This is a genomic window from Microcoleus sp. CZ3-B2 (assembly GCF_036705055.1).
Lineage (GTDB): Bacteria > Cyanobacteriota > Cyanobacteriia > Cyanobacteriales > Microcoleaceae > Microcoleus.
On sequence record NZ_JAUBTN010000016.1, the window covers coordinates 68,962 to 95,360 of the forward strand.

A 26,399-nucleotide genomic window follows, 5' to 3' on the forward strand; every position below is an offset into this window, starting at 1 on the left:
CAAGACTGTTCGCAGTGTTGTTGAATAAAAAATGTCAAGTTAAAAATTAAAAATTGAAGGAGGCTAGCCTTTTTGATTTTTAATTTTTAATTGAAGTTGATGAGGTTTGAAGGTCTGAACGTGGCAGAATTTTTCTCAAATATCAAGGATAAATTGAGCAAAGTCACTAAGGCAGCAAGGGGTAATTCCGATCGAGAATCGCCAAATGCTGCCAATAGCACGGGGCTAAACTCGTCACCGTCCCTGCCTGAATTGTATCCACAGGCAACGGATGAGCGATCGGAGTATGTGGTATCAGAAGATGCTGAACCTCCAGAAGAGTCAGAATTAGCATCAGAATATTCCTACCCAAAAGACGGTGAATATCCAAGAGTCCAGCGCCATTGGCAAGGGTTGAAGCGCTTAATCGTTTGGTTGGAAATTGAACCTCAAGTTACTATGCTGCAAGCAAAGGGAAGAGAATTGTTGCAGCCGGTATTCGGTAGGCGCAGAACGAGATCGTCAAAAAAAATCAAGAGGTTCGATAGCAGCAAACTACCGGAAAATAGCGGCTTGCAGAATACCCAACTGCAAGTAAATACTGAACTACCGGAAAATATCGCGCTGCCGAAAAATAGCAAACTACAGGAAAAGTTAAAAAAGCTACGGTCCCGCCGCCCGCGATTTTGGATAGCCATAGGTGTTGTTAGTGTGGGCAGTGGCGCTTTAATATACGGTTTATGGATTTTGCACACCTTAAATAAAGGTTTGCCGGATGTTAACGATTTGTCAGCGTTTAGCCGCGATGGAACGCTGACAATTAAGGCTGCAGATAATACGATTTTATTGCAGTCGGGGCCCGCAACTAGAGATAAGCTAAAACTTAATGAAATTCCAGATTTGTTGAAAAAAGCTTTTATTTCTATCGAAGACCGCCGTTTTTACGAACATGGCGGGGTGGATTATCAAGGTATTGTGCGATCGATAGCTTCTAATTTGGTAGCGAGAGATTTGGTGCAGGGCGGCAGTACAATTACCCAACAATTGGCTCGCGTAGTTTTTCTCAATCAAGAAAGAAGTCTTAAGCGAAAAGTTCGGGAGGCTCTTTTAGCTCAGAAAATAGAGCGGGAGTTGACTAAAGACCAAGTTTTAGAAAGATATTTAAATTTGGTTTATTTGGGTTCGGATTCCTACGGAGTCGCAGATGCGGCTTGGGTTTTTTTTAGCAAAACTGTCGATCAATTAACTTTGGCAGAGATGGCAACTTTGGCGGGTTTGCCGCCTGCACCGAGCGAATATTCGCCTTTGGTTAATCCGAATATTGCTAAGGAACGCCGCAATATTGTGCTCAAACAAATGCAAGACGCAAAGGTAATTACAGAAGCGCAGGCGAAGGAGGCGATGGCAGAACCTATGACTGTCAAACAAAGTCCGCCGAAGCGATTTAAAGTAGTCGCGCCTTATTTTGCTAGTTACATTCGCAAGGAATTGCCGCGCTATATTTCTAAGGATGCTTTGGAAGCTGGCGGTTTGACTGTCGAGACGACGGTGGATTTGAAGTGGCAGAAAATAGCGGAACAGGTTGTTAAAGATGCGATCGAGGTTGATGGCCGCCGTCAAGGTTTTGAACAGGCTGCTTTAGTTTCTATGGACACTAAAACTGGGGAAGTTAAGGCGCTAGTCGGTGGCGGAAATTTTAAGGAAAGCCAATTTAATCGCGCTACCCAGGCTTTGCGACAACCCGGATCGACTTTTAAGGGGTTGGTTTATGCCGCGGGGATAGCAGCCGGTTTTTCGCCTTACGACAGCTATCAAGATGAGCCAATTATTTTCGACGGCTATCAACCGAACAATTACGGCAAAAAGTTTAGTGGCTGGCGATCGATGTCTGATGCTTTGAGGGCTTCGGTGAATGTGGTGGCGGTGAAGGTGTTGGTTGATGTCGGCTTTGAGCCGGCGATCAAATTAGCCCACGATATGGGAATTAAGTCTAAATTAAGTCCGATTTATTCCCTGGCTTTGGGCTCTTCTGAGGTGAATTTGCTGGAGTTAACTAATGCTTACGGTACTTTAGCCTCCCAAGGTAATTTTATTGAAGCGCACGGAATTACTAAGGTGATAAATCAGCGGGGAGATGTGATTTATAAGGCTAATTTTAAACCAAAGCGGGTTTTGGATAAAGATAGTGCTGCGATTACTACTTGGATGTTGGAGGGTGTGGTGACTGGGGGTACGGGCGGGCCTGCTGCTTTAAACGATCGCGCTGTTGCCGGCAAAACTGGTACTTCAGAAAACGTGCGGGATTTGTGGTTTATCGGTTATATTCCGCAGGTGGTGACTGGCGTTTGGCTGGGGAATGATGACAACTATCCGACGTGGGGAACTAGCGGTACTGCAGCCTACAATTGGCGCGATTTTATGAGTCAAGCTGTCAAGGGAATGCCGGTTGAAGAGTTTCCGAAGTTGCCGAAGTTGGAGGGCCGCAAAGGCAGTATTAAGGCAAAACCGGTGCAGCCTAATAGGATTATTCATGGGATGATTGTGAATGATGATGGGGCGATCGTACCTTACAATCCCAATCCCGAACCCCCCCGCCGCGAGTGGCAAGAACCAGCTTATCAAGAACCTGCTTATCAAGAACCGGGATATTAAGTGATTGGTGGGGCGGGTTTATTAAGATTGTTTGTGGGTGACAAAATCCATTGCGAACCCGCCCCTAAAAAGTCTGGTGATTGCGACGTTAATTTACCCACAATTAACTTCACAACGCATTACTATTGCCGATCTTTCCTCCTTTGGGCATCTTGTAATTGCTTGCCTATTTTTTCCACCATTGATAAATCTCCCAAACTTTGATATCCCTCTTGTGACAACTTCAAATACTGTATCGCTTCGGGATAGTTCCGCATAGATAAATAAACTTGTGCTAAACCGTAACTAGCCTCGGTTACCTCCTCAGTCTCATCGGGTTTAGCTGTCTCGATCGCCTTTTTATAATATATTTCAGCCTGCGGCATCAATTGCGATCGCTCCCGATACAGTTCCCCCAACTTGCGGTAAATTGGCGCTGTTTCTACTCCGGCTTTTGGTAAAGTTTCTAAGGTTTCTATTGCTTCGGCATTCAAGTTTGTGCTAAGATATATCTGTGCTGTTGCTAATTTTTTAGCCGCTGGATTCGATAGTTGTTTGTCGATCGCCCCCACAGCCTCCTTCACCCCTTCAACTGCTTTCTCATCCAACAAATCAAACTCTGTATCTTCCTCTAACAGCGGACTTTCCGAAGAAACCCCCGTATTCGTTTCCACAATCAACCTGTACTTAACACCCGGTTTCAGCGCCGGTTCCCCCGGATACACAGCCTCAGTACTGCTAACCGTCATTTCCCAATTTAACTTCCCATTATTTTCGAGGAGGCTCAACTTATAGCTAGTCGCACCCGCAACCGGATTCCAACGCAAAGTCGGTTTGCTGTCGAGCAATTGCGTCCGCCTCGGACTGATTGTATAAGGAATTGGCGCATTATTCCAAGCAATTCTATCATCACCTCGATCGGGACATCTAATTAAATTTTTATTGCAGTCAGAATGCGACTTATCGCTAGCCAACAAACAGCTATTTAATTGATTTTCCCCCGCTTTAATTGACTTAATTCCTAAATCCGCACATTGGAGCGTAATTTGTCCGTTTTGTGAAGTTTGCAGTTTGTCGCCCGGATAAATTGGCGTACCGATTGTCGGGCGAATATTTCTGCCATCTTGACGCTGTAGCTGCACTTCGCCGCTAATATTCAGGATTTGTCCGTTGGGTATTCTTTGCGTTGCTGCGATTGCTGGGGAAATTATCGGATTGTTGGCCAATATTTCGCGGAAGCCTGGGCCATTTTCCCAGGAATCAGGCATAATTTCGATCGCAATCAATGTAAATGCGATCGCGCTTGCGCCTATACAAAATACCGTCTGTTTTTTCATTTGCTCTTTCCTAGGATTTGTAAACGCTCCTTTGCCATTTCGAGACATTCATCTTGTTCTGGAATGCTATAATTCGCATGATTAAGGGTTTCTTGCCAATATTTTAGTGATTCTTGTACTTTACCTTTAGTTTCGAGGACTTGCGCTAAAAAACATTGAGCTTCGGGACTATTACTGTTAAGAGATATTGCTGTTCTTAAATCTGCTTCCGCTGAATTGTATCGCTTTTGAGTGAATCGCAACCAGCCACGATTCTTGAAACAAGCTGATTTGACTCCATCGTATTTAGTAGTTTTTAAGCAAAGTCCGATCGCCTTTAAAACATCTTCAGGTTTATTTTCCAGCAAGAAGGATTTGGATATTTGAGCGTGAGCTTCTGGAAGTCCCCGCCAGACGGCACTTTGCATTGCTTCTCGCTCGCATTTGCGATCGCTTAATTGTTTACAAAGTTGAGATAAGTTATAGTAAGGCTCGCCGTTAATAGGATTGATTAATGCAGCTAGATTGTAGGAAATTTTAGCGGCTAAAAATTGATTTTTCCGGTGGTTTTCCCGCCCAAATGCGTTGATGGCATTTGCCAGATGGGGGCCCATTAATATATAGCCGATCGCCAAAACAGCTAAACTGATGCTGGTACGCTGCATAAATTTAGTTGAAATTGTAAATTGGGGGCGGTTTGGGCGAGGTGCCGCACCATCCGCTGCTAAAATCACAGGTTTAGCTGTGCCGCATCCCGGTAACGTTAATTCCTCAAAGTTTCGATGCTGACATAGCACCGGAATCCCGCTAGCGCCCGGAAATCGAGATTCCCAGCGCTGCAAATCATCCTTAGCTTTTCGCATTGCCAAAAACAAAGGATCTCCCTCCGCCAAGTATCTAAGCAAAGACTTCACAAAATCGTGAGCAATTTGATCTGGAATTGGCGCGCGCATCACAATTATTGACGGCAAATGATGATTCTGAGCCACCAAATCCGCTGCTAATCCAAAACTCGAACAGGAATTAAAAATTAGCAACTGCAAGCCTTTAAAACTCGCTTGCTGTACACCTAATTTTAAATCCTTTACTGTGACAGTATTGTTGGTAGGATTTTGATTGATGTGCAGCCTTCCGTTTGTAGCATTGTCATCGCTGTTGCTGTGTCCGGCAAAAAAGAAAATTTGCCAGCCTTTTTCATCAAAAAGGCGATCGTTAAAGTCTTCCGGTGTCGGGTTGTCTAAAAATTCTAATTCGCAGCTATCGCCCAAACTTTTTTCGATAATTCTGCGATCTTTTGTAACATTTATTCCCTTACTGTTACCTAAAACACATAAAATTCTGCCTCTAGAAGGTAGATATATTCCTACTTGTGTTTGCTGCCGCTGCAGTATTGTATACTCGGACGAACTGCGGATGATTTCACTCTGGCGGTATTCTTCCCGAAAATTCCACGCATCCCAAGGCAACTCGGAAATCTGAGAATCATCGCACTCTAGAAATATTTGAACGGCAGCTTCCGAGGGATTGCCGATTCGTGTCCTCAGCTTAACCTCAATTTTGCTGTAAAATTCGTCTGTTTTCAGCCACGATTGTATCTCTTTTTTTAAACCTTCATATATAGCGCCCGGATTGGTTTCAGAAATGTGAGTCGTGCTGGCATAATTGACTTTTATTCGAGCATCGCTTCTGCTAGATTGTAGTCCTGTACAAGCAGCTTTCCATCTTCTGTGCAGCACCTCAATATCTGGTGCTGGTGGCAAGCTTCCTTTGAATTGTTGAATACTGATAGATCGGGCTGGGTTTTCCAACTTCGCCGTGATGTGAGGAAATCCTTCTTGAAGATTTCCCGACCCTAAAGCCAATATGACAGTCCAAGTCATAAATTTGCTGTGGTAACAGTAATCACAAAATCATACCATAAAGTTTTCTGTTACGCTCAAATCATCGATCGCAAGTCGAATACTAAAACTCTCTCCGGGTTCTACCTCAAATTCCAGTGAAATGCACTGCTGTTGAACAGTCGATTCAAGCTCATCTAAAACTTGGCCAGCATCGGATATTAACGACAGTTTCAGGTTACGAGGCAAATAACGATCGCCAATCGCCGGATGCAACTGGGCGTGAACTCTGACAGTGCGATCGCTTTGTTGGGCGATCGCCACCAACAAAGCAACAGTTGTCCTCCCCAAACGCATTCCCAAATCAATCAACTTGGCCCTAGTAACATCCGCTTCCGGGAATGTCTGACGGATAGTAGTTTGATTCCCTGACAACGGAGATTCCGATCTCGAAGTTCCACCACTTCGGAATGCAAAATCTGGATTTTTATCAGGGAAAATTACATCTTCTAAACTTTTTTTACCTTGCTCAATATTCTGCCAGCCTGTTTCAAAAACATTTTTAAACCAATTGCCCAATTTTGACAAAATCGGATTTTCAAATTCGCGGGGCGAAGTCTGCGGCTGCGGGTGAAACACCGCCTCAAAAGGTTGCCACTCAGAATTAAATACATTTAAAAACCACTGATTTAGGTCAACTTTAGCTTCACACAAATGTTCTATATGTACTAAGAAATCATCAACAGAATGTAATTTGCTCAATACTAATTCGCCTGAAATCGCCGTCGGAGAAAACCCCAACAATCTCGCCTCCTTTTCCTCTTCATCAATTTCTACAACTATATAACCGATGCGTTCCTCCCTGGCTTCCAACGGCACCGGGTAAATATCAGGTGTCTGAGACGATGAATTTTGAAACCGATTTATAATCGGGCGGCATTCAATTTTACCTAATCCTTTAATATACAAATCTGCCGCATTTGCAAACAAGCGCATTGCGGGATTCCAGCTATCACATTGAGTTAAGTCAGTTTCAATACTCAAAATTGTGAGGTAATCGCGAACTGCCAGCACAGCCAAAGTATTTAAATAAACTTGCTCTTGTCTTTGTGGGTGACGTTGTTGGGATGAAAAACGTCTAGCAATATGCAGTGAGTTTTGAGTAATTGGCATGGGCAAAGAGTCTATTTCTGAGAGGTTATTCGAGTTCATGGTTTTTGCAATCCTGTTATGTTAAAAGTTTGATATCCTTGGTTTTCCGAAAATTTCTGCAGCAGGTGGCGGCAGTCGTTATTGAACAATTGATATACAGTGGAGGGGGCGCAGCCAAACTCTTTTGCTATTTCTTGAATGCTTTGACCGTACAAACACTGCCGCTGCAATAAAAGTTGGCAATTGAGCTGTGGTTTACCTCTAACGTGTCTGCTTTTTAACTCATTATTGGGATCGGTTTTTATCCATTCTAGAAGTTCGTCCAAATAGAAAGTTACATCTGGATCTGCGACGAGATTGTTGCTTGAATTGATAGTGTCTTCTTTGATTCCGTCTAGCCAAACTATGCGATCGCTGCTTTGTCTTTCCCTTTCCTGTTTTTGCTTCAGATGACAATCTAACAGTCGCTTTTTGAGATAGGGATTTAACCAACTCGTAATCTGGCTTATTTCGGGATTGTAAGCTTGTTTTGCTGTGGTAGCTTCACATAAATTCGCAGATAAATAGATCCATGTCTTGTGCAATGCCTCTTCGTAGTGAGGTGTATTTTCTTTCCAGAGTTTGCCGGATTTGAGAATCTCTCGAATGAGTTTACCCACAAAGTAACCTCGCCGGGGACTGCCCAGGGGATGCTTGCAAGCTTGGGTGACGAGTTCGAGGATTTGCTGCTGGGCGGAATCTCGATCGGATAATTTCGATTTTCCCCCAGCCCCAACAGCATCGGAGTCGTCGGATAAGTTGTCTTCCCCCTTGGATGGGTTGGATTTATCGTTCATAGTTAAGTGCGGCCGCAACTTTTTTCCTACATTTACTTATCAGGATGAGTTGGGACTTTTTTTGCGAAATTCTGAAACTTTTTGGTAGCCGATCGTTGAAAGTATTGCTGTGCGGTCGATGTGGCTGTAAAATTAGATGTAAATTTTTGTAAAGACTTGCGCGCCAAGCTCAAGAAACCGGGTTTTTGGCCGCATCTTCTGGTAACAGCGAATAATTTTCGCAAAAAACCCGGTTTCTTTGGTCTGAGTTACCCATGAATGACCAGAAACGGGATTTTTTACGAAAAGACGCGTTGCAGTCCACAAATTCGGTAAAAACCCGGTTTCTTCGATCGGAGTTGATAAGTTCTGTAATGAATCGAACCCCAATGTAAAATATTGTTATAAATTACTTGACACCTGGAACTAAATCTCTATTATCACTGACTATAATTAGATAAAAAATAATTTCCTAGGGAAAAATTCATGCAGAAACTAGCTAAAAATTTATTCGCTACAGCATTAACCCTAAGTATCTTGTGTTTTCCCACAGCCGCTTTCGCCAAAGCTAAAATTCAGATTGCCATCCTTTTAGATTCTAGTAATAGCATGGATGGACTGATCGACCAGACTCGTACTCAACTTTGGCAAATTGTGAATTTTTTAACTAAAGTCACCAAAGATGGCGAAGTGCCAGAGTTAGAAGTTGCTGTCTACCATTATGGCAATGACAGCTTACCTTCCTCGGAAGGTTTTGTGAGATTATTAACTGGATTTACTCCAGAATTAGATTTAGTTTCCGAAAAGCTATTTAGTATCAAAACCAACGGCGGCCAGGAATATGCTGGCTGGGTAATTCGCTCGGCAATGCAAGAATTAAACTGGAGTAAAAATCAGGAAGATTTTCGCGTGATTTTTATTGCGGGTAATGAACCATTCGATCAAGGCCCAATAGTTTGGACGCAATCTGTCAATCTAGCTGTTAAAGGAGATACTATCATTAATACTATCTACTGTGGTTCAGCGGAAAGTCAGGAGCGACAACTTTGGGCATCAGGAGCTACAGTAGCAAAAGGCAGTCACTTCAATATTAATCAAAACCAAGTAATTGTGGTAATTAAGTCCCCTTACGATGACGAAATTTCTAGTTGGAATACTAAACTAAATCAAACCTACATTCCCTACGGTAGAGAAGGAAGAGTAGGACAACAACGTCAAGAAGTTGAAGATAGTAATGCTGGCAGAAATTTGCTGATGCGTGGTGTTTCCAAAGCCTCTGAATACTATGATAATGCTTCTTGGGATTTGCTCGATGCTCTTGAAAACGGAAGAGTTACGCTGGAGTCACTATCAGACGATGCTTTGCCGGAAATTATGCGTGTTATGAATCTAACAGAAAAAAGAGCATATGTAGCTGCCAAGAAAGCCGAAAGAGAGAGCATTAAAAAGACAATCCGCGACTTATCTCAAAAGCGAACCGAATATGTTGAACAACAGCGCCAATCTAGTACCAATAGAGGCGAGAATACTCTAGATAGCGTAATAATTCAAAGTCTCCGCCAGCAATTAGCTGCTAAAGGATTTAAGCTTCAGTAGTTCCCGAAATACCCTAACAGATAAGTAGAAAGGCGTAAATATTTGTAGTTGGGATGAGGCAGAAGTCAGGAGACAGAATGCAGGAGGTATTGGGGTTTTAGCCTCATTTATCTTTCTTAACACAGTTGTGTTTTTCCCCACCGACTTACTTAAACACAGATGAACGCAGATCAAATCCCATCTGCGTTCATCTGTGTTTATCCGCCAACATCTGCAGCCCAAAAAAATGCCCAATCCAACTACTTCGCAGCAGGCAAAGATAACTGAGGCGAAGGATGAGAATAACTACCATTTTCCGCAATCACCACAGGCGGTTCCTGCGACAGCAAAAACTCGCGAATTAATCTAGCGACTGCCCTTTGCGCTAAACCGCCTACGACTTGCTGGCCCATGTTCTGCACTTCGCGTTTCAGCAACAATTGCGGCAGTAACTGCAATACTTTCGCGGTGTCAAAACCGGGCGTTGATTGCAATATTCCCCAAATTCGCTTGATGTGTTCTAGGTTTTTTTGTTCAGTTTGTGAAACTACTGGTTGATTTGCCTTGACTCCAAACCATTCGCCTACTACTGCTTTGGCGTTAGCAAAGGCATTGCTGGAAATTATGTCCAAATTTTTCACTAATTCGGTGACGATGCGATCGCGAATAAAATCTCCCCTTTCAGAGAATAAATATTCTAAGGCTTGATTCAGGATTTTGCTGACATCGTAATCGTCACTCTCGCGGGCATTGTTCAGCAAGTTTTCTAAGCGGTTCCAGCGGAATTCGCCTTGTTTGAACAGCAAATCTTTCAGAGATGCTCTCAATTCCGGTGCGGGGTCGCTCAACAGCCGTTTTGCTACGTAAGGATAGGCTTTGCTGAGCACTTTGAATTCGGGGTCAACGTTGATGGCGATGCCTTCTAGGGTGACGAGCGATCGAATAATCAAAGCATAGTAAGCTGGAACTCGGAACGGATATTCGTACATTACGGCGGAAAGTTCGTCAGTAATGCTTTTGAAATTGAGTTCGGCAACACTAGCACCCAAAGCATTGTTAAATACGCCCGCCAAAGCTGGAATAATTGGCGTTAAATCGGTATCCGGTGTCAAAAATTCTAACTTGACATAATCTCTAGCTAAACCTTCAAAATCGCGGTTGACCAAATGCACTACAGCTTCCAACAAGCCGTATCTCTGATAAGGTTTAACTTCGCTCATCATTCCGAAATCGAGATAAGCTAGTTGACCGTCAGGAGTTGCCAAAAGATTGCCGGGATGCGGGTCTGCGTGAAAGAAACCGTGTTCTAGCAACTGTCTGAGAGAACACTGCACCCCCACTTCAATTAAGTAAGGAGCGTCGATTCCTTGAGCTTTGACGGCTTCTAAATTAGTGAGTTTGATGCCGGTGATCCACTCCATTGTCAACACGCGGCGGCGGGTATATTCCCAGTAGATTTTGGGAACGTAAATATCTTTGAGATTTCCGTATAATTGGGCGAAGCGTTCGGCATTTTGTCCTTCGTGGGTGTAGTCCATTTCTTCGTAAATGCGTTCGCCCAACTCGTCCATAATTCCCGCTAAATCGCTGCGAATTATTTTGAAGTTGTTTTGTGCCCAAACTGCAACGCGCCGCAGGATGTAAATATCTAGGCCAATGTTCTCGGCTAAACCCGGCCGCTGCACTTTGATGGCGACGGTTTCCCCGGTTTTGAGTTTGCCTTTGTAGACTTGTCCGAGGGAGGCTGCTGCGATCGGATCTGCAGTGATTTCGGCGTAAATTTCGTTGGGGTGTGCCCCTAATTCTTCTTGTATAAATTGATATGCTACTTCGTTGGGAAACGGTGGCAATTGGTCTTGCAGGGTTGTTAGTTCTTCTAAATATGCCGGCGGTACTAAGTCGGGACGAGTTGAGAGTGCTTGTCCGATTTTGATGAAGGCTGGGCCGAGTTGGCTGAGAATTTCCCGGAGGCGCACGGCGCGGCGCTTTTGGTTGGCTGCGGTGCGCCCTCTTTTTTTGTCCCACCACAAACTGAAGGCAAAGCTAAAAAATGTCCAAACAACACTCGACAGCCGTCCCCAGACTTGCAGGGGGCGATTTCGGTATTGGGCTGCGATCGCCGCTGGATCGTAGCGCACAGCTTCTCCGGCCAACTCGTAAGCGATATCTTTGGCTGATTTGAGCGGTTCGGGAGTAACCGCCACTGTCTCTAGTTCTACTTCTACTGCTTGCAGGGGAACTGTTTCTATCTCTTGGAGATTTTGCAGTGTAGTGTGAGTCCCTGAATTTGAGTAAGTTAGTGGGGTGGCTGGCGATACTGTCTTGACATCCATAAACTCAGACCTAGTGTGAAGCATTGTAAACTAATTGTAACAATTTGTCGCCTTCTCACCACTGCTTTTAGATAGAGAAAACCGAATTCATTGGTCATTGGTCATTGGTCATTAGTCATTGGTCATTGGTCATTGGTCATTGGTCATTAGTCATTAGTCATTAGTCATTAGTCATTAGTCTATTGGTCATTAGTCCAAGACTTGTGCGCTATGACCCAAGAAACCGGGTTTTTTAGTGGATCTAGGGTCGTAATGCGTCTTTTTGAGAAAAACCCGGTTTCTGACCGCCCCCTCTCCCACTCTCCCCCTCTCCCAATCTCCCAATCTCCCAATCTCCCCCTCTCCCAATCTCCCCCTCTCCCAATCTCCCAATCTCCCCCTCTCCCAATCTCCCCCTCTCCCCCTCTTTACTCCCCCCCGGTTCTCTGGAGTCGATCGCGAATACCTGAAAGTTGCGATTTTGTGCTGACGGGCGATCGAGGTTGGGGCATTTCGGTATCCGGCCAGTTCGGTAAGTCGTTACAGACACAGGACTCAGGTGGCATTCCGGCTTGGTGGAACACTACGGGCATAGCGCAGCGCGCGCAGGGACTGACTTCCCATGCTGGTGTCAGCAGTTGGGCAATTGTTTCGTTTGTGCCTTGCAGGTAGCAGTCGCCGCTGTCGGGGGAGATAATTTTTTGCCAGCATTCTTCAAATTCGCTGCTGTAGCGATCGCCCGCAATTACCGATTTTGGCAGCAGCGCTTCGGAACCGTTGCGAATTAATACTTTTTTGCCTAACTGAAACCAGTAAGCAATATATTTTTTTACTTCAGTATTTGATGCCATAATTTTTAGTCAACCCTTCAACTAATTGATGATTTTAGACTTTAAATTTGAAATTAGCCCTCTTTCTCAAGAAACATTTTATCTTTTACATTGTTTCAAGATTTGGCTATTCCTCATATCAAATTGTTGTGCTATTTGCCCTAGGGAGTATGTTTTTTGACTAATTTATGTGACTCTTGAGTTTTCAATCTTCGTTAAAATTATACCTGATTTTCAGTTAAAATTTTATGTCGGGAAACCGAGATGTTTTCTCCCTTGTCGATCGCCCTTCGGGGCTGTTAATTCTTGGCTGGCGGCAGCGGCGTACCCAAGGCGCTCAAATTCAAGGCGTAACCTCCGGTGACGAGATAAACAGAATCGGCGATCGCCCCGATGTGCCGCACCAGAGTGCCGAGGCGATCGCGAAACAGCCGCCCCGCCGGATAAGCAGGCACAACCCCCCATCCGGTTTCTTCTCCTACCAAAATTACATCGGCCGCTGTTGACTCCAAACCGGCGAGCAAATCTTGCTGCGTAGTAGCCCAAACCTGCGCTTCTTGTTCCAACAGATTCGCCGTCCAAGTTCCCAGGGAATCAATCAACAAGCATTCTGACGATTGAGCCGATCGCACAACTGCCGGTAATTCGATCGGCACTTCGAGAGTTTCCCAATCAACCTGACGGCGATTTCGGTGCTGTTCGAGGCGGCTCATCCACTCCAAATCCGCTTCATCAACCAAGCCGGTAGCCACATAGATTACTTGTTTTCCCGAACCTGCCGCCAGAGTTTCAGCCCATTCACTTTTGCCGCTTCGGCCCGGCCCAGTTACTAAAATTAATTGTCTCAATTCCGTTGGTTCTAAGTTAGTCATTTGTTATCTGTTATTTGCTATTTGTTATTTGTTATTTGTTATTTGTTATCTGTTATTTTAGCCGAAGAGCGAGTTGTCCGGTGGCGAAGCCGAAGCAAGTCGAAGGCTAGTCATCGATCGCATCATTAGACAAGCGAAAAAAAACCTAGTATTTGGTAGGAGTGAGTTGAGCTGAATATCACTCCTATACAATCCTGTCTATCGAGGCAAAACCGACCATCCCGATCGGCGTGTTTATTTGTAATCAGCTATTTACAAAGGATTAAACATAATTAGCAATTACCCATTACCAATTACCCATTATGATTTAAACTGCCAACGGTTAAATGCTTTTTAAGCGATAATAGCATCGATCGCAGAAAATCGGAGTCAGTCGATCGAGAACCCCAATATTTCCTCATCTCTCAATTATGTCAGATAGTCCTCAGATATCAGCAATAATTTGCACCCACAATCGCGCGGCCTATTTAGCGGGGGCGATCGACAGCTTGCTGGTACAGGATTTTCCCGACAACTTTGAAATAGTAGTAGTGGATAACGCCTCTAGCGATTATGCCAGTCCCGAAAGTTCCGCTTCGCGCACGCGGGAGGTAGTAGAAGCCCGATTGGGCGATCGGCGTCTCAAGTACGTCTGGGAACCCGAAATCGGTCTGTCAATCGCCCGGAACACCGGCGCTAAGCAAGCTGGCAGCGAAATATTAGCTTATCTCGACGACGACGCTGTTGCCGATCCAAATTGGCTCAGGGAACTGTACAGCGCTTATCAAAGCAATCAAAAACTAGCCGTAGCCGGCGGCAAAGTTAACTTGCTGTGGCCTTGCGGAATCAGCCCGCCCGCATGGCTGTCACCAGGATTGGCCCAAAACTTAGGAGAATACGATTTAGGCGATACTTGCCAGTACGTGACTGCTGCCGGTTTGACTCCCAGGGGTGTCAACTACTCGATCCGGCGCGCTTTTCTCGAACAAATTGGCGGCTTCGATGTCAAACTCGGTAGAGTCGGTAAAAAGTTGCTGTCAAACGAAGAATTGCGCGCCACAGAATTAGCATTAGAGTTAGGTTGGCAAGTTGTTTATCTGCCGTCTGCCCTAGTGCTGCACAATGTCGCCCCAGAAAGGCTTAACAAAGCTTGGTTTCTAGAGCGCGGGTGGTGGCAAGGCATTAGCGAGTGTTATCGAGAACAATTGTCGGATCGAGCCGGTATTGCTCAGCTTGGGCGGGGGGGTGAAAGAATATTGAGGGGTATCTGGAAGTCTTTTAAATACATTAGAGATCCGGCGCTGCGCTTTGAAAATTTCGTTTTTGCCTGGGGTCAAATCGGTTATTTGAGTGCAGCCCTCCGCGGCATGATTTTTCTACCGAAATCGACCAGCAGGCCTTAGGCTATAAGCAATATCCCTCGCCGATCGAGTCGTCGGCGCTACCAGGCCGATCGCACTTCAACCACAACAACTCCACCGCATTCAGGTTCAAGCAATCGATTATGACCTCTAGTTCATCCAAGATTCCGGTTTCGGTTCTCATTCCGGCAAAAGACGAAGAACTTAATCTACCTGCGTGTCTGGCCAGCATTGCTAGGGCGGACGAAGTTTTCATGGTTGATTCCCAAAGCAGCGATCGCACGGTAGAAATTGCCATCAGCAGCGGTGCAAAAATAGTGCAGTTCTACTTCAATAATCGCTGGCCCAAAAAGAAAAATTGGTCTTTGGACAACCTGCCCTTTCGCAACGAATGGGTCTTAATTGTCGATTGCGACGAGCGCATTCCCCCGGAACTTTGGGACGAAATCGCCTGCGCGATCGAAGACCCCAATTTTGAAGGCTACTACCTCAACCGCAAAGTCTTCTTTTTAGGTCAATGGCTGCGTTACGGCGGCCGATATCCCGACTGGAATTTGCGTTTGTTCAAGCATCAAAAAGGCCGTTACGAAAATCTCGGCACCGAATCCGTCCCCAATACAGGTGACAACGAAGTTCACGAACACGTCATTTTAGCCGGTCAAGTCGGCTACTTAAAAAATGACATGATCCACGAGGATTATCGCAATTTATTTCACTGGATCGAGCGTCACAACCGCTATTCTAATTGGGAAGCTCGCGTTTATTACAATATTCTTACAGGTCGCGGCGACAGCGGCACTATTGGCGCTAACCTATTTGGAGATGCCGTGCAGCGAAAGCGATTCCTCAAAAAAGTTTGGGTGAGGCTGCCTTTTAAACCAATGCTGAGATTTATTTTATTTTACTTTATTCAGTTAGGCTTTTTGGATGGAAAAGCTGGCTATGTTTATGCAAGGTTATTGAGTCAGTACGAATATCAAATTAATGCCAAACTTTATGAATTGAGCTGCTGCGGCGGCCAGTTGAATGTGGCAGAATCTGAGCCTCCCTTACCTGCGCCTGTAATAAGAAGTCAGGAAACGGAAGTTAAATCGCCTTAATATTTGGCCGGTATTTGTAAAGTTGGCACTGATTGGCTTGAGTAATTTTGAGATTTTTTGCCTAAATCTTTGATTGATTGATATAGCCTTTCGAGCTCTCATATGAGGTACTATCCGGGATAGACCCGCGCCGGCCCGCGCCGGCCCGCGCCGGGCATCTTGCCCCCCGAGCGAAGTCGAAGGGTGGGCATAGGGCCTAGGGCTATCCTCACCACGCGATCGAACCGCTATAGGCGCAGATAATTTCCTGATTGAAAAACGGATAAAAGAGAGATTCTTTTATTTAATAAGTTCTTCTAGTGAGGGGAAAAGTAATTTTTCGGCGCTGATTTTTTCGCAATCGCAAGGCTGTTGATTTGCGGATATTTCTGAGACTTTTCCCATCAGCAATTGGATGCTTTCGATTAGCAATGGTAGAGTTAATAAAATAATTGATGCAGAGACTAGCAAGCTAATCAAGCCGTCCGCCCAATTCCAGTGCAGCCACGCCACGGCGATCGCAGCTAAAATTACTCCAACCGACGAAAATATGTCGGCCACGGCGTGCAGAAACGCGCTTTTGAGGTTTAAGTCGCCGTGACAGCAGGAATGCAAGCAACAAGCATTGATCGAGTTGATGCTTAAACCGACTGTGGCGGTAATTAACATCGGGAGTCCTTCTACTTCGGAGGTTGGAGACTGCAAGCGGGCGATCGACTCTGCTGCAATCCACAGGGCGACGGCCACTAAACTGATACTATTAATTACAGCGGCAATGATTTCTCCTCGTTCCGGGATTGGCGATCGGGCGATCGCACAATCTACTGATTTACTTTTGCGTTTGACTGAAGAGTACCAAGTGGCTGTCAAAGTTATTGCTAAAGCTGCTACATCTGAAAAAACGTGACCCGCATCTGCTAATAGGGACAAACTATGAGAATTAAGTGCAGCGATTAACTCTGCTACAAAAAAGCTGCTAAGCAGTACCAAAGCTATTTGTAAAAGTCGCACTTTGTTGTCAATTCTGGGAGTTTGATTTTCGCACAGTGCCAGATCCTTGGCCTTTTCAGAGTGTAAATTGTCCCTAACTGGAAATATCATGCAGCAGTCCTTAAGCTTAAACTAGATTTTTAATTAAACATTAAATTAACTATCAATGACTTATAATATACCAACTCCGCACCAACAACCGGAAAATCCGATCGCAAATTCCCCAAATCCTGAAATAAACCCTAGTCCAATTAGCGATAATCACCCAAATACTTTGACAGGTGAATCTTTAATTGATTTGCGACTGTACAACCAGTCAAAGTTCGATCGCGGCCGGCCTGGTTGGCTAATTTTGATTTGGTGGTTCGTACAGGCGATCGCATTTCCCCTCACTCCACACCCTTTTAACGGCATCAGAAGCGGCTTGCTGCGGTTATTTGGCGCGAAAATAGGTTTTGGCGTAATTATCCGCCCCACGGCTCGTTTTACCTATCCTTGGAAAATAGAAATTGGCGATTGCAGTTGGATCGGCGACGATGTTGTATTGTACAGTCTCGATCGAATTGCGATCGGCAAACACTGCGTCATTTCTCAAAAAAGTTACCTTTGCACCGGCACCCACGATTCCCAAGACCCAGCTTTCGGCTTAATCACAGCATCTGTTATCATAAATAATGGCGTTTGGATTGCCGCCGACTGCTTCATTGGTCCCGGTGTCGAAATCGGTGCCAACGCTTTAATTGGAGCTCGCAGCAGCGTCTTTAAAAATATGCCAGCCGGCTTTGTTTGCACGGGAACACCCTGTCGTGCCCGCTACCTGCGAGAAATTAACCAAAGTTCAAAAGAGACATTGCACCGAGAAACTAAGCAGCTTGACAAGCTTCCTGCCGAATAGGAATTTCAATAACGAATTCTATTCCCTTTTCTTCTGTAGGTTGGCAGTACAATCTGCCCCCATGCTTTTCAACGATAATTTGGTAACTGATAGATAACCCCAATCCAGTTCCCTTACCGATCGGTTTGGTAGTAAAAAAGGGGTCAAATAGTTTCGGTTGTAGACTTTCGCAAACTCCTCTACCGTTGTCACCAATATGAATCGCCACCCACTCCTCGTCAATTACTTTTGTACTAATCTGAATGCGGTTCGGGTGTTGTTTGATTTCTGAAAACGAACGCTGCTGATTAGATTCATTTAAAGCATCAATGGCATTGGCAAGAATATTCATGAACACTTGATTTAATTGTCCGGCATGGCATTCTACTGGTGGAAGCTGACCATAATTTTTTATTAGTTCAATCTCAGGATGCTCTGGTTTTGCTTTTAAACGATGATGCAGGATAGTGAGTGTACTATCAATTCCTTCATGAATATTTACTGCTTTCACCTCTGCCTCATCTAGGCGAGAAAAGATTCGCATAGACTTGACAATCTCTTGGATGCGCTCCGTTCCTAAGTTGATTGAGTTAAGAACTTTGATAAAATCTTCCTCTACAAAGTCTAGTTCTATTTCATCCATTGCTGCTTGAATCCGAGGGGTGGAATTTACATAATCTTCTTGATATAGATGTATAAGTTTTAGCAAGTTATGAGCGTACTCTTGGGCATAACCCAGATTGCCAGATATGAAATTTATCGGGTTATTTATTTCATGAGCAATCCCAGCCGCCATTTGCCCTAAGCTGGACATTTTCTCGTTTTGGATTAACTTAAGTTGCATTTGTTGTAAATTATCATAGGCTTGGCTGATTTCTACAACTTTTTCCTCCAATAACGTATTTTTTTCCTCTAATTTGTCAGCTAGAATATGAAGCTTTAAATGCAGCTTGACGCGAGCTAATACTTCCTCTTGTTGGAAGGGTTTGGTAATATAATCTACAGCCCCAAGCTTAAACCCCTCAACTTTATTGGCCGTATCCGAGAGCGCCGTCATAAATATAATGGGAATCTGTTTAGTTTCTGGATTAGCTTGTAATCGACGACAGGTTTCAAATCCATCAATCTCTGGCATCATGACATCTAACAAGATTAGATCGGGGAGAGCATATTTGACTCGCTCTAGTGCCATTTTGCCAGATTTTGCAACCCGAACTTCAAATCCTTCTTGGCTTAAGGCATCAGATAAGACACCCAAGTTAGCTGAATTGTCATCAACTATAAGAATCGTACCCTTTGCTTGAATTTCTGAATTCATAAACCTTACTTGTAGGACTCAATAAATGTTAAAATTTCTTCGTCTTGAAAGTCTTTTGCCATTTGATACAATATTTTAGCAAAGGGAATGTATTTGGGATCTATTTCTTCCAGTAATGCCGCCTGCTTAACTATTTCTAGGAAATTTCCTTGCATAGCCAGCTCGTATAGTATTTCCATTTTTGTAGCAGGCGGGGCAATTAGCTCGTTGGTGTCTGAGGATCTCGCCAGTGGCTCTTCATTAGCTTCATAAACCCATTCCAAACCAAGATACTGTTGCAATTTTTGTAGTAGTTCCGTGGCTTGAACAGGTTTGGGAATAAAGGTGTTGCCTCCTGCTTCTAAACTTCTGTATTGATCGGTTTCAAATACGCTCGCAGAAGAGACAATAATCACGATGTCTTTGAAGTTTGCCGATTCTCGAACCCGCTTAATGAGCTCGTAGCCATCTAGTTCGGGCATTAGTAAGTCGGTAACGATTAAATCTGGCTGCAACTCTATAATTTTTTCCCAGCCTTCCTGCCCATCGTTGGCTTCAGACACCTCAAAGCCGATCGGACTGAGCAAATTGCTAATTACCGAACGGTTAGCCCATTTGTCATCGATCACCACAATTTTAGGTTGGCGGTCTTTGATGCCAATAATCTGCCCGTGATGGTCGATTTGAGACGTTTTTACCCATTCCTCGGCTTGAGACAGATTGACATCGAACCAGAAAATACTGCCAACATTCATCTCACTTTGAACCTCAATGGTACTGCCCATTAGTTCTACAATCCTTTTGCTAATTGCCAGTCCCAATCCCGTACCTTCCGTCTGCCGTCTGCGATCGCCTACCTGCTCGAAGGGCTGAAAGATAGCTTGGAGTTGATCTTGGGCAATGCCGATACCTGTATCGCGTATTTCAAAGCGAATTTTTGCTTCTGTGGCAAAACTGACTATAAAAGTAACAGTGCCCGCATCCGTAAATTTAATAGCGTTGCTCAAAAGATTAATTAACACTTGTCGCAAGCGTTTTTCATCCGCACGAATACCGATCGGGAGTTCGGGGCTTGATGGAAAATTAAACTGAATTCCCTTTAGTTCAGCTCGGATACGACACATTTCTGCGACACCTTGCAGGAACGCTGGGAAATGAAAATCGGTGGGCATGAGTTCCACTTTCTGTGCTTCAATCTTCGACAAATCGAGAATATCATTGATTAAGGTCAGTAAATGGGAACCGCACTGATAAATGACATCAATGCGCGATCGCTCTTCTTCTTTCAAGACTTTAGAACGCTGAAGAATCTGTGCGTATCCCATGATGCCATTCAGGGGAGTTCGCAACTCGTGGCTCATGTTAGCAAGGAATTCACTTTTAGCCCGACTAGCAGCTTCTGCTGCTTCCTTGGCTTTTGACAGTACGAATTCTGCTTGTTTGCGATCGTGGATATCGCTGCAAGTGCCAACCCACTCCCGAATGCTGCCATCTTCATTCAGAATGGGCACCGCTCTAGCTTGAAAATAACGATAGTTTCCATCGGCTCTGCGGAGTTGATATTCTATCTCAAATAGGCTTTTCGTTTGCACTGCTTCCATCCACACCTGAACTGTTCGTTCGCGATCGTCCGGGTGAATTGCATCTAACCAGCCAAAACCAACCACCTCAGCCTCGGTTTGTCCGGTGTAAGCTCTGAAAGTCGGTGTATCCTGGCATCTTCCTTCAGCATCCGTTATCCAGACCATTTGGGAGGTAGCAACGATTAGCGAACGATAGCGTTCTTCGCTTTGTTTGATCGCATCTTCGGCTTGTTTGCGATCGCTAATGTCTCGCACCACAGATAACGCATACAACTTGTCATCCTGCCAATAGGGGCTTGCTGTAACTTCCACATCAATGCACTTGTTATCCTTGCGGACATCAATGGCATGACAGAAGAACTGCTTACCGGCCTTCACAGTTTCTAAGAAGTCCACAAATAGGTGGTAACTATCTGGGTGTATGAAGCCTCCAGGTGGTAGTTGAGCGAACTCCTCAGAAGTGTAGCCGTGGATTCTGGCTTGCGCCGGATTGATGGCGACTAAGTTTCCGGTTTCTAGTTCTGTGATGATAATGCCATCGTTCACAGACTCAAAAATACTGCGATACTGAGCTTCTTTATGTCGCAACGCTTCTTCCGCTTGTTTGCGATCGCGAATATCCCGCGTAATAGTGGCAATTCCTATCGGTTCATTAGTCTCTGGATGATTGACCAAAAATAGGGTGTAGTCTACCGCGATGGGTTGACCTGTCACGAAATGTCTCAACCGGAAATCACTTCGCCAATTTCCCTCTTTCATCAGCACAGGCAGGATATACTGCTGTACAAAGTCTAAATCTTCTGGCATGAAGAAGTCGGTAATGTGTTTGGTTTTGGCTTCGTCCACACTACTCAGTCCCATTAAATCCATGCCCGCTTGATTTACCAGCATCGGCCGACCATCCATTGAAGCAACGCCAATAAAGTCACGGCTGTTCTCAATTGTGGTAGCAAGCAATTGCCGTTCTTCCTCTGCTTTTTTGCGATCGCGCAGGGCAGCTTGTTGTTCGCGAATATCCCGCGCAACAGTCGAAATAAACTCGACTTCGCCCGCTGCAGTTTTGTGAACGATCAAAACCTGGGAGACTGGAATTTCTTCCCCATCCCGTGACAAAAATAGGATTTCACCAGCCCACCTACCCTCTCGCAAGGCGGTGGGAATTATTTCGTTGTGGAACTTTGCTTTTGCCGAGGGAGCTAATACAGAATCTATACTAAATGGCGATCGTGCTTCTTCTGGGGACATCCCCAGCATTTCCTGTCCGGCTTGGTTGAGGTAGACGCTATGCCCAGTCGCATCCGTAACTCCTACTAAGTCGGAAGTTGCTTCCAAAATTGCCGTCAGTCGTGCCTGCTTTTGTTCTGCCCGCTTGCGTAAGCGAAGCTCGCCGTAGGCATCGCTAACTTCAATCACAATCCCACCAAGACCAAATACCTTGCCATTTTCATCCAGCAAAGGATAGTAAGATGCTTGCCAGTAGCGCAGGATGCCCGGTTCTTTCGGCGTTTCACCCACTAATTCAAGGTCAAGCATCGGCTGGCCCGTATCCAGAATGCCTTGCAGAATTGGTTCCAAAGTCGGAGCCAATTCTGGCAGCACTTCACGCACTGATCTGCCCATATGGTCGGCCACACAAACGCAATTTATCTGGGCCATAACTTCGTTAATTTGGACATAGCGGAGTTGGTGGTCTAAAATCATCATTCCGACATTAGCTCCCGCAAAAAAAGCGTCGAAGTGAGTCTGTCGCAATGCCTGTGCTGTTGTGTCCTCTTGCTGTTTCGCTTGGTTTTTATCGGGTGGGAATTTGCTCATGTTGGCTCGTGCATTTCAGCTATAATTCTAGAATTTCTTTCCAATCGGGCGATCGCAAGGTTTTCGTTGCCTCCAATTTAGGTACTGAAAAAAACTTTCAGTAGGGCGACCATTAGGTTTTCAATCGGGGATATATTGTACCCCTTGTGACACTATTTCCGTTAATTCTTCGGATGTATCGCCAAGCAGTTCTATTATTCATCAATTCTATTGCTAATCAACCCTATCGGTAGAACATTGGTGACAACCTAAGCTAGGGAAGCATTTGTCAATCAGCAATTATGCTCAGCATTTACTCAGGTTTTTGGTGGAAAACTTAGATTTGGGCGATCGAGCCATCATGTCTCGCACCATATTTATTTCCACCCACCCCCAAATCGCCAATTTTCCACTCCTGAATAAGCCGTGTTTTCCGTAATTTTACTGGTTGACAAATGCAATTAAGTTATAGATTGTCCCCAGGTCGGTAGAATGCCAAGTATTCTTGGAACCTTATCAATTTTAGCTAGATTCATTAAATTTTCAATGAGATACTCTTAGATATACACAAGACGGACTCAAATGTTACAGTAATAGCAATATTTATCCCACCAGTTCAACTCATTATAATAATATTCGGATATTTAACTTGTCCCCTTAAACAGTCATTCCATAATCCCTGCTGAATTTTATAACATAAAGTCAACAATAAATTAGCCAACATTATGATAAAATCCCAGATAGTTAACCTTGACTAAAGTTAGTATGGAGATTGGCATTAATAATATATAATTAGGCTATTTGGGAAAAGTGGCACACCGCAGGCCTAGGAATCAAATATATCCTAGAAATTGGTAACACGGATAACTGCCTAGTCTGAGTAACCACAGATATATGTCACCAATGCAGTCTTTTACCACGAAAATAGGTCAAAAATTTGTAATAACGAGTTCAAGATTTTATTGCCAGACGGTCAACCAACAACTTTATTCCTTACTGCCAACGGCTTAAAAATGGAAACACAAACAAGATCATTTCCTGAAGTCAACTTGAACGAAATTCCAGAAGACTTATTAACACAACTCTCCCAACTGTTCACAGCAACCCTATTTAAAATAGGTGATAATCCTGTATCGATGCAGTCACTTGTGGAACTGATTGTATTGTTCATGGGTATCCTGATCGTAGCCCGCTCTTTTACCAATTTCCTTAAAGAACGCTTGCTAGTTAAGTTGGGAATTGACGAGGGAAACCGGGAAGCAATCGCCGTAATTTTGCGATACTTAATAGTCGCTTTTGGAGTGATATTCGCCATCCAAAGCATCGGCGTTAACCTTGCTTCTTTGGCAGTCGTTGCAGGGGGATTGGGAGTCGGAATTGGCTTCGGAATCCAGGATTTAACAACTAATTTTGTCAGCGGCTTAACGCTGCTTTTAGACAGACCGGTGAAAGTCGGAGACTTTGTGGAATTAGAAGGATTGATGGGAATCGTCAAAAAAATCACGATTCGCTCGACCATCGTCCAAACCACTGATGACTCCAGCGTTATAGTTCCAAACAGCACTATAATTAGCAACAAAATTGTTAACTGGAGTTACGAAAGCTCGTTACTTTGTCTGCGACTATCCATAGAAGTAGCCGAGAATAGCGACCCGCTATTAGTGACAGAAACTCTATTAAATATTGCTTACGCGGAAGCGGGAGTTTTGTACGAACCGACTCCGAAAGTATTGTTTGTTGAGTTTGGCGAGGATAGTTTTAAATTTGAGCTTTTAGTTTGGACAGACAAACCCGTAGAAAGAGAATTTATTAAAAGTTCTTTGAATTTTGCCATTCAGTACAATTTTCGCCAGCAGGGAATTGACTTTCCTTTCAATAACCGAGACTTGTATTTGCGAAATCCCGAAGTTTTATTGTCGCTGTTCGATCCAAATAAAACAGCAATCTCCACCGCTGAAAGTTTCCCTAAAAACGATCGAAAATCCCCGGTTGCGGTAGGAGAAGAAGTCAAAACGCAATTGTCCCTTACCTCTTTGCTGCGAAAGGTAGAATATTTTGAACATCTGACGGATTTAGAATTGCGGCAATTGATTGAAGTGGGATACCGCCAACGGCTGCAACCACAAGAATTTTTATTTCACGAAAACGATCCGGGAGATGCTTTTTATTTGATTCTTTCAGGTTCGGTGGAAGTTTTTGTGGAAGCTATTGACAAACACCTGAATTATCTCAGTGTCGGTCAGTTTTTGGGGGAACTTTCTTTGATGTTGGGAATCCCCAGAACTGCTTCGGTGAGAGCTTTGGAAGAAACTATTTTGTTTGGCATCAATAAGGAAGGTTTCCAGAAAGTTTTAACTGAAAGACCGGATTTATACGAACAGATTATTGAGGAGATAGTCAAGCACAAAGAAGAGTTAAGCCAGAGACAGCAACTGTTGCGAGAGATGCAGTTGGTAGAAGCATCGGAAGAAGATGATGATGAAAATCCTGTAGAGTGGGTGAGAAAACGGCTGAAAGATTTATTTGGTGTTGAAGCAAAAGATGGCTAAATCAACAGCGTGCAATTATGTTAGGATTGAAAACTTAATAACTTCAACACCTCCTACAGTCCTCTCTCCTGTAAGTTGCCTTCCTCAAAGGAGGCTCTTCCTCCGCACCTGCATTACCAGGCTCTTCCTGGTAACGAGCAAAAATATCAACCAGCCAGTAACGCAGTACATTACTGCCCCTGTAAAGTGCGCCGAGGCGCACCCTACTTTTACTCCTCCGAGTCTACCTGCTTAACTTCCTCCAAAGTTAGCCCCAGCAACTCTGCTATTTGCTCGTCTTTCAAGCCGAATTGGCGTAACTTAGCAACCATTTCAATTTTGGCTTGATACTGGTCTCGCTGAAAGTCAGGAGTCGCAGGCTGGCTTTTATTTGGGGTAGGAGTGGGGCGATCGGAGCAAATATTGATATAACCCATAATGTTGTTATCGCCAAAACTAATATTGAGATTTCCTTTCCGTTCTAAGACCGATTTAAGATTGTGTTTGTCAACGGGTTCATCAAACACATCTGATAACATTTGCAAAAGCTCGTAACCTCTATCCTTAACGTGACCTTCCGAAAGACGATAACTATCGGCAATCTCAGCATACTTTAGTCGATTCAGAGTTCCCTCGATAATTCCACGCTGTAAATCATTGAGGTGTTTACCTGTCTTATCGTAGACAACTTGATCTACAAATTCGAGTACCTCGCGAATATCCATTATCAAGGCTGTGAGAAACTTCGATTATTATATCCGACTTTAACCGCGTCTATCCGTCTTTTTCCGACTTATAACTGAAAGGTTAGAAAGATCCGTCTTTTCCCGCTTTTCAGCTTAGGGGCGATCGCTATAGTATGTGGAGGAGTGATAAAGATGAGCTTGACATAAAGCGGTAGCTGTAAGCACAAGGCTATTCGAGAGAATTCTCAAAGCGCTGACGGAGATCGGTTCTAAGAAAAAAGCTGTAGGCTGAGCACTCAATACACTAGAACAGCTCAAGGAACCAAGTGTTATGACTAGAGTGAAACTTCTGCGTGTGGCGACTTCCCTTTCTGCTGTCGTAATTCCGTTTTTGCCTTTGGGTTACAGCGGTGCGATCGCCCAAGAGCATCCGGGCTGTTTCTGGACAGATCCCAAAACGGGCAACCACATATCCCTTGAGCCAGTATGTGAAAGAGGACGGATAGACGAGGCGATAAAAGCAATAGAACGAAATCAGAACCCCTTGATTGCTAACTTAAGATTATCATCAGATTTAAGAAAAGGATGGGAAAATATCGCTAATATTAAAGGTAACATCACAAACCGCAGCAGTAGACCCATCAAGATTGGTATCCCAAATCTTCAGATCGCTAAAGGCAATACAATTCTCTACACGAAGCCGGTGATAATTAATCAAACTTTACAGCCTGGTCAATCAGTTGCTATCAACGAATCCATTGTCAAAAGTTCGTTAGGAGTAAGTTTTATGAGTGGACTGGAAGTTAAAATTGAGGATTGGGACTCAAGCGACTAAGGATAGCTAAAATCATCTATGATCTTTATTTAATAACTCGCCCGAACCGAAAGGATAAAAAGCTTAAAAATGC

The 26,399-nt window shown here is 44.3% G+C and carries 20 protein-coding genes; 8 read left to right on the top strand and 12 right to left on the bottom strand.

Going from position 1 to position 26,399, the window contains the following annotated elements:
• Positions 1 to 99: 99 nt before the first annotated feature.
• Positions 100 to 2,631 (top strand): transglycosylase domain-containing protein, encoded by a 2,532-nt coding sequence (locus QUA97_RS10015; protein WP_333194522.1) that lies wholly within the window; start codon positions 100 to 102, stop codon positions 2,629 to 2,631.
• Between the two features lie 122 nt (positions 2,632 to 2,753).
• Here the strand turns inward: QUA97_RS10015 and QUA97_RS10020 are convergent, their stop codons facing one another.
• The 4 genes from QUA97_RS10020 to QUA97_RS10035 are packed head-to-tail and all read right to left on the bottom strand — an operon-like array spanning position 2,754 to position 7,752.
• Positions 2,754 to 3,947 (bottom strand): tetratricopeptide repeat protein, encoded by a 1,194-nt coding sequence (locus QUA97_RS10020; RefSeq protein WP_333194523.1) that lies wholly within the window; start codon positions 3,945 to 3,947, stop codon positions 2,754 to 2,756.
• Positions 3,944 to 5,806: a CHAT domain-containing tetratricopeptide repeat protein gene (locus tag QUA97_RS10025; RefSeq protein WP_333194524.1), complete on the bottom strand. Its 1,863-nt coding sequence runs from the start codon at positions 5,804 to 5,806 to the stop codon at positions 3,944 to 3,946. The genes QUA97_RS10020 and QUA97_RS10025 overlap by 4 nt, the downstream gene beginning before the upstream one ends.
• A 30-nt stretch (positions 5,807 to 5,836) precedes the next feature.
• A complete protein-coding gene (locus QUA97_RS10030) occupies positions 5,837 to 6,976 on the bottom strand; it encodes a DUF1822 family protein (RefSeq protein WP_194067680.1) in 1,140 nt (379 codons plus the stop codon).
• Complete coding sequence (locus tag QUA97_RS10035; protein ID WP_333194525.1) at positions 6,973 to 7,752, bottom strand: helix-turn-helix domain-containing protein; 780 nt, start codon at positions 7,750 to 7,752, stop codon at positions 6,973 to 6,975. Before QUA97_RS10035 ends, QUA97_RS10030 begins: the two co-directional genes overlap by 4 nt.
• Positions 7,753 to 8,217: 465 nt before the next feature.
• Here QUA97_RS10035 and QUA97_RS10040 point away from each other — a divergent pair, with 465 nt between their 5' ends.
• Positions 8,218 to 9,327: a hypothetical protein gene (locus tag QUA97_RS10040; protein WP_333194526.1), complete on the top strand. Its 1,110-nt coding sequence runs from the start codon at positions 8,218 to 8,220 to the stop codon at positions 9,325 to 9,327.
• A 239-nt stretch (positions 9,328 to 9,566) separates the two neighbouring features.
• On the opposite strand, the gene QUA97_RS10045 is transcribed toward QUA97_RS10040, so the two are convergent.
• From QUA97_RS10045 to cobU, 3 genes are all read right to left on the bottom strand, one after another.
• Positions 9,567 to 11,639, bottom strand: a complete 2,073-nt coding sequence (locus QUA97_RS10045; RefSeq protein ID WP_194067685.1) for an ABC1 kinase family protein — start codon at positions 11,637 to 11,639, stop codon at positions 9,567 to 9,569.
• Positions 11,640 to 12,046: 407 nt separating this feature from the next.
• On the bottom strand, positions 12,047 to 12,469 hold the full coding sequence (locus QUA97_RS10050; RefSeq protein WP_194069084.1) for a hypothetical protein: 423 nt from the start codon (positions 12,467 to 12,469) through the stop codon (positions 12,047 to 12,049).
• A gap of 278 nt (positions 12,470 to 12,747) precedes the next feature.
• Positions 12,748 to 13,320, bottom strand: coding sequence for a bifunctional adenosylcobinamide kinase/adenosylcobinamide-phosphate guanylyltransferase (cobU, locus tag QUA97_RS10055; protein ID WP_333194527.1), 573 nt, complete (start codon positions 13,318 to 13,320; stop codon positions 12,748 to 12,750).
• A 410-nt stretch (positions 13,321 to 13,730) separates the two neighbouring features.
• On the opposite strand from cobU, the gene QUA97_RS10060 reads away from it, so the two are divergent.
• Positions 13,731 to 14,702, top strand: coding sequence for a glycosyltransferase family 2 protein (locus QUA97_RS10060; protein ID WP_194069086.1), 972 nt, complete (start codon positions 13,731 to 13,733; stop codon positions 14,700 to 14,702).
• Position 14,703: 1 nt separating this feature from the next.
• Here QUA97_RS10060 and QUA97_RS10065 read toward each other — a convergent pair whose 3' ends face one another.
• Complete coding sequence (locus tag QUA97_RS10065; protein WP_333194537.1) at positions 14,704 to 14,916, bottom strand: hypothetical protein; 213 nt, start codon at positions 14,914 to 14,916, stop codon at positions 14,704 to 14,706.
• On the opposite strand from QUA97_RS10065, the gene QUA97_RS10070 reads away from it, so the two are divergent.
• Positions 14,843 to 15,760, top strand: coding sequence for a glycosyltransferase family 2 protein (locus tag QUA97_RS10070; RefSeq protein WP_333194536.1), 918 nt, complete (start codon positions 14,843 to 14,845; stop codon positions 15,758 to 15,760). The genes QUA97_RS10065 and QUA97_RS10070 overlap by 74 nt on opposite strands.
• Before the next feature lie 279 nt (positions 15,761 to 16,039).
• Here the strand turns inward: QUA97_RS10070 and QUA97_RS10075 are convergent, their stop codons facing one another.
• The gene (locus tag QUA97_RS10075) at positions 16,040 to 16,840 is read right to left on the bottom strand and encodes a cation diffusion facilitator family transporter (protein ID WP_194069088.1); all 801 of its coding nucleotides are present in this window, start codon (positions 16,838 to 16,840) and stop codon (positions 16,040 to 16,042) included.
• Between the two features lie 55 nt (positions 16,841 to 16,895).
• On the opposite strand from QUA97_RS10075, the gene hpsU reads away from it, so the two are divergent.
• Positions 16,896 to 17,624, top strand: coding sequence for a hormogonium polysaccharide biosynthesis acetyltransferase HpsU (gene hpsU / locus QUA97_RS10080; protein ID WP_194069089.1), 729 nt, complete (start codon positions 16,896 to 16,898; stop codon positions 17,622 to 17,624).
• Here hpsU and QUA97_RS10085 read toward each other — a convergent pair.
• Positions 17,593 to 18,921 carry a hybrid sensor histidine kinase/response regulator gene (locus QUA97_RS10085; RefSeq protein ID WP_194069090.1) on the bottom strand — a complete coding sequence of 443 codons (1,329 nt, stop codon included), beginning with the start codon at positions 18,919 to 18,921 and terminating at the stop codon, positions 17,593 to 17,595. The genes hpsU and QUA97_RS10085 overlap by 32 nt on opposite strands.
• Positions 18,922 to 18,926: 5 nt before the next feature.
• Positions 18,927 to 22,298, bottom strand: a complete 3,372-nt coding sequence (locus QUA97_RS10090; RefSeq protein WP_333194528.1) for a PAS domain S-box protein — start codon at positions 22,296 to 22,298, stop codon at positions 18,927 to 18,929.
• Positions 22,299 to 22,563: 265 nt separating this feature from the next.
• Here QUA97_RS10090 and QUA97_RS10095 point away from each other — a divergent pair, with 265 nt between their 5' ends.
• Positions 22,564 to 22,716 carry a hypothetical protein gene (locus tag QUA97_RS10095; RefSeq protein WP_228050166.1) on the top strand — a complete coding sequence of 51 codons (153 nt, stop codon included), beginning with the start codon at positions 22,564 to 22,566 and terminating at the stop codon, positions 22,714 to 22,716.
• A gap of 574 nt (positions 22,717 to 23,290) precedes the next feature.
• Complete coding sequence (locus QUA97_RS10100) at positions 23,291 to 24,826, top strand: mechanosensitive ion channel domain-containing protein (RefSeq protein ID WP_194069092.1); 1,536 nt, start codon at positions 23,291 to 23,293, stop codon at positions 24,824 to 24,826.
• A 209-nt stretch (positions 24,827 to 25,035) separates the two neighbouring features.
• On the opposite strand, the gene QUA97_RS10105 is transcribed toward QUA97_RS10100, so the two are convergent.
• Positions 25,036 to 25,530: a hypothetical protein gene (locus QUA97_RS10105; RefSeq protein ID WP_194069094.1), complete on the bottom strand. Its 495-nt coding sequence runs from the start codon at positions 25,528 to 25,530 to the stop codon at positions 25,036 to 25,038.
• Between the two features lie 292 nt (positions 25,531 to 25,822).
• Here QUA97_RS10105 and QUA97_RS10110 point away from each other — a divergent pair, with 292 nt between their 5' ends.
• Complete coding sequence (locus QUA97_RS10110; RefSeq protein ID WP_333194530.1) at positions 25,823 to 26,326, top strand: hypothetical protein; 504 nt, start codon at positions 25,823 to 25,825, stop codon at positions 26,324 to 26,326.
• Positions 26,327 to 26,399: the final 73 nt, after the last annotated feature.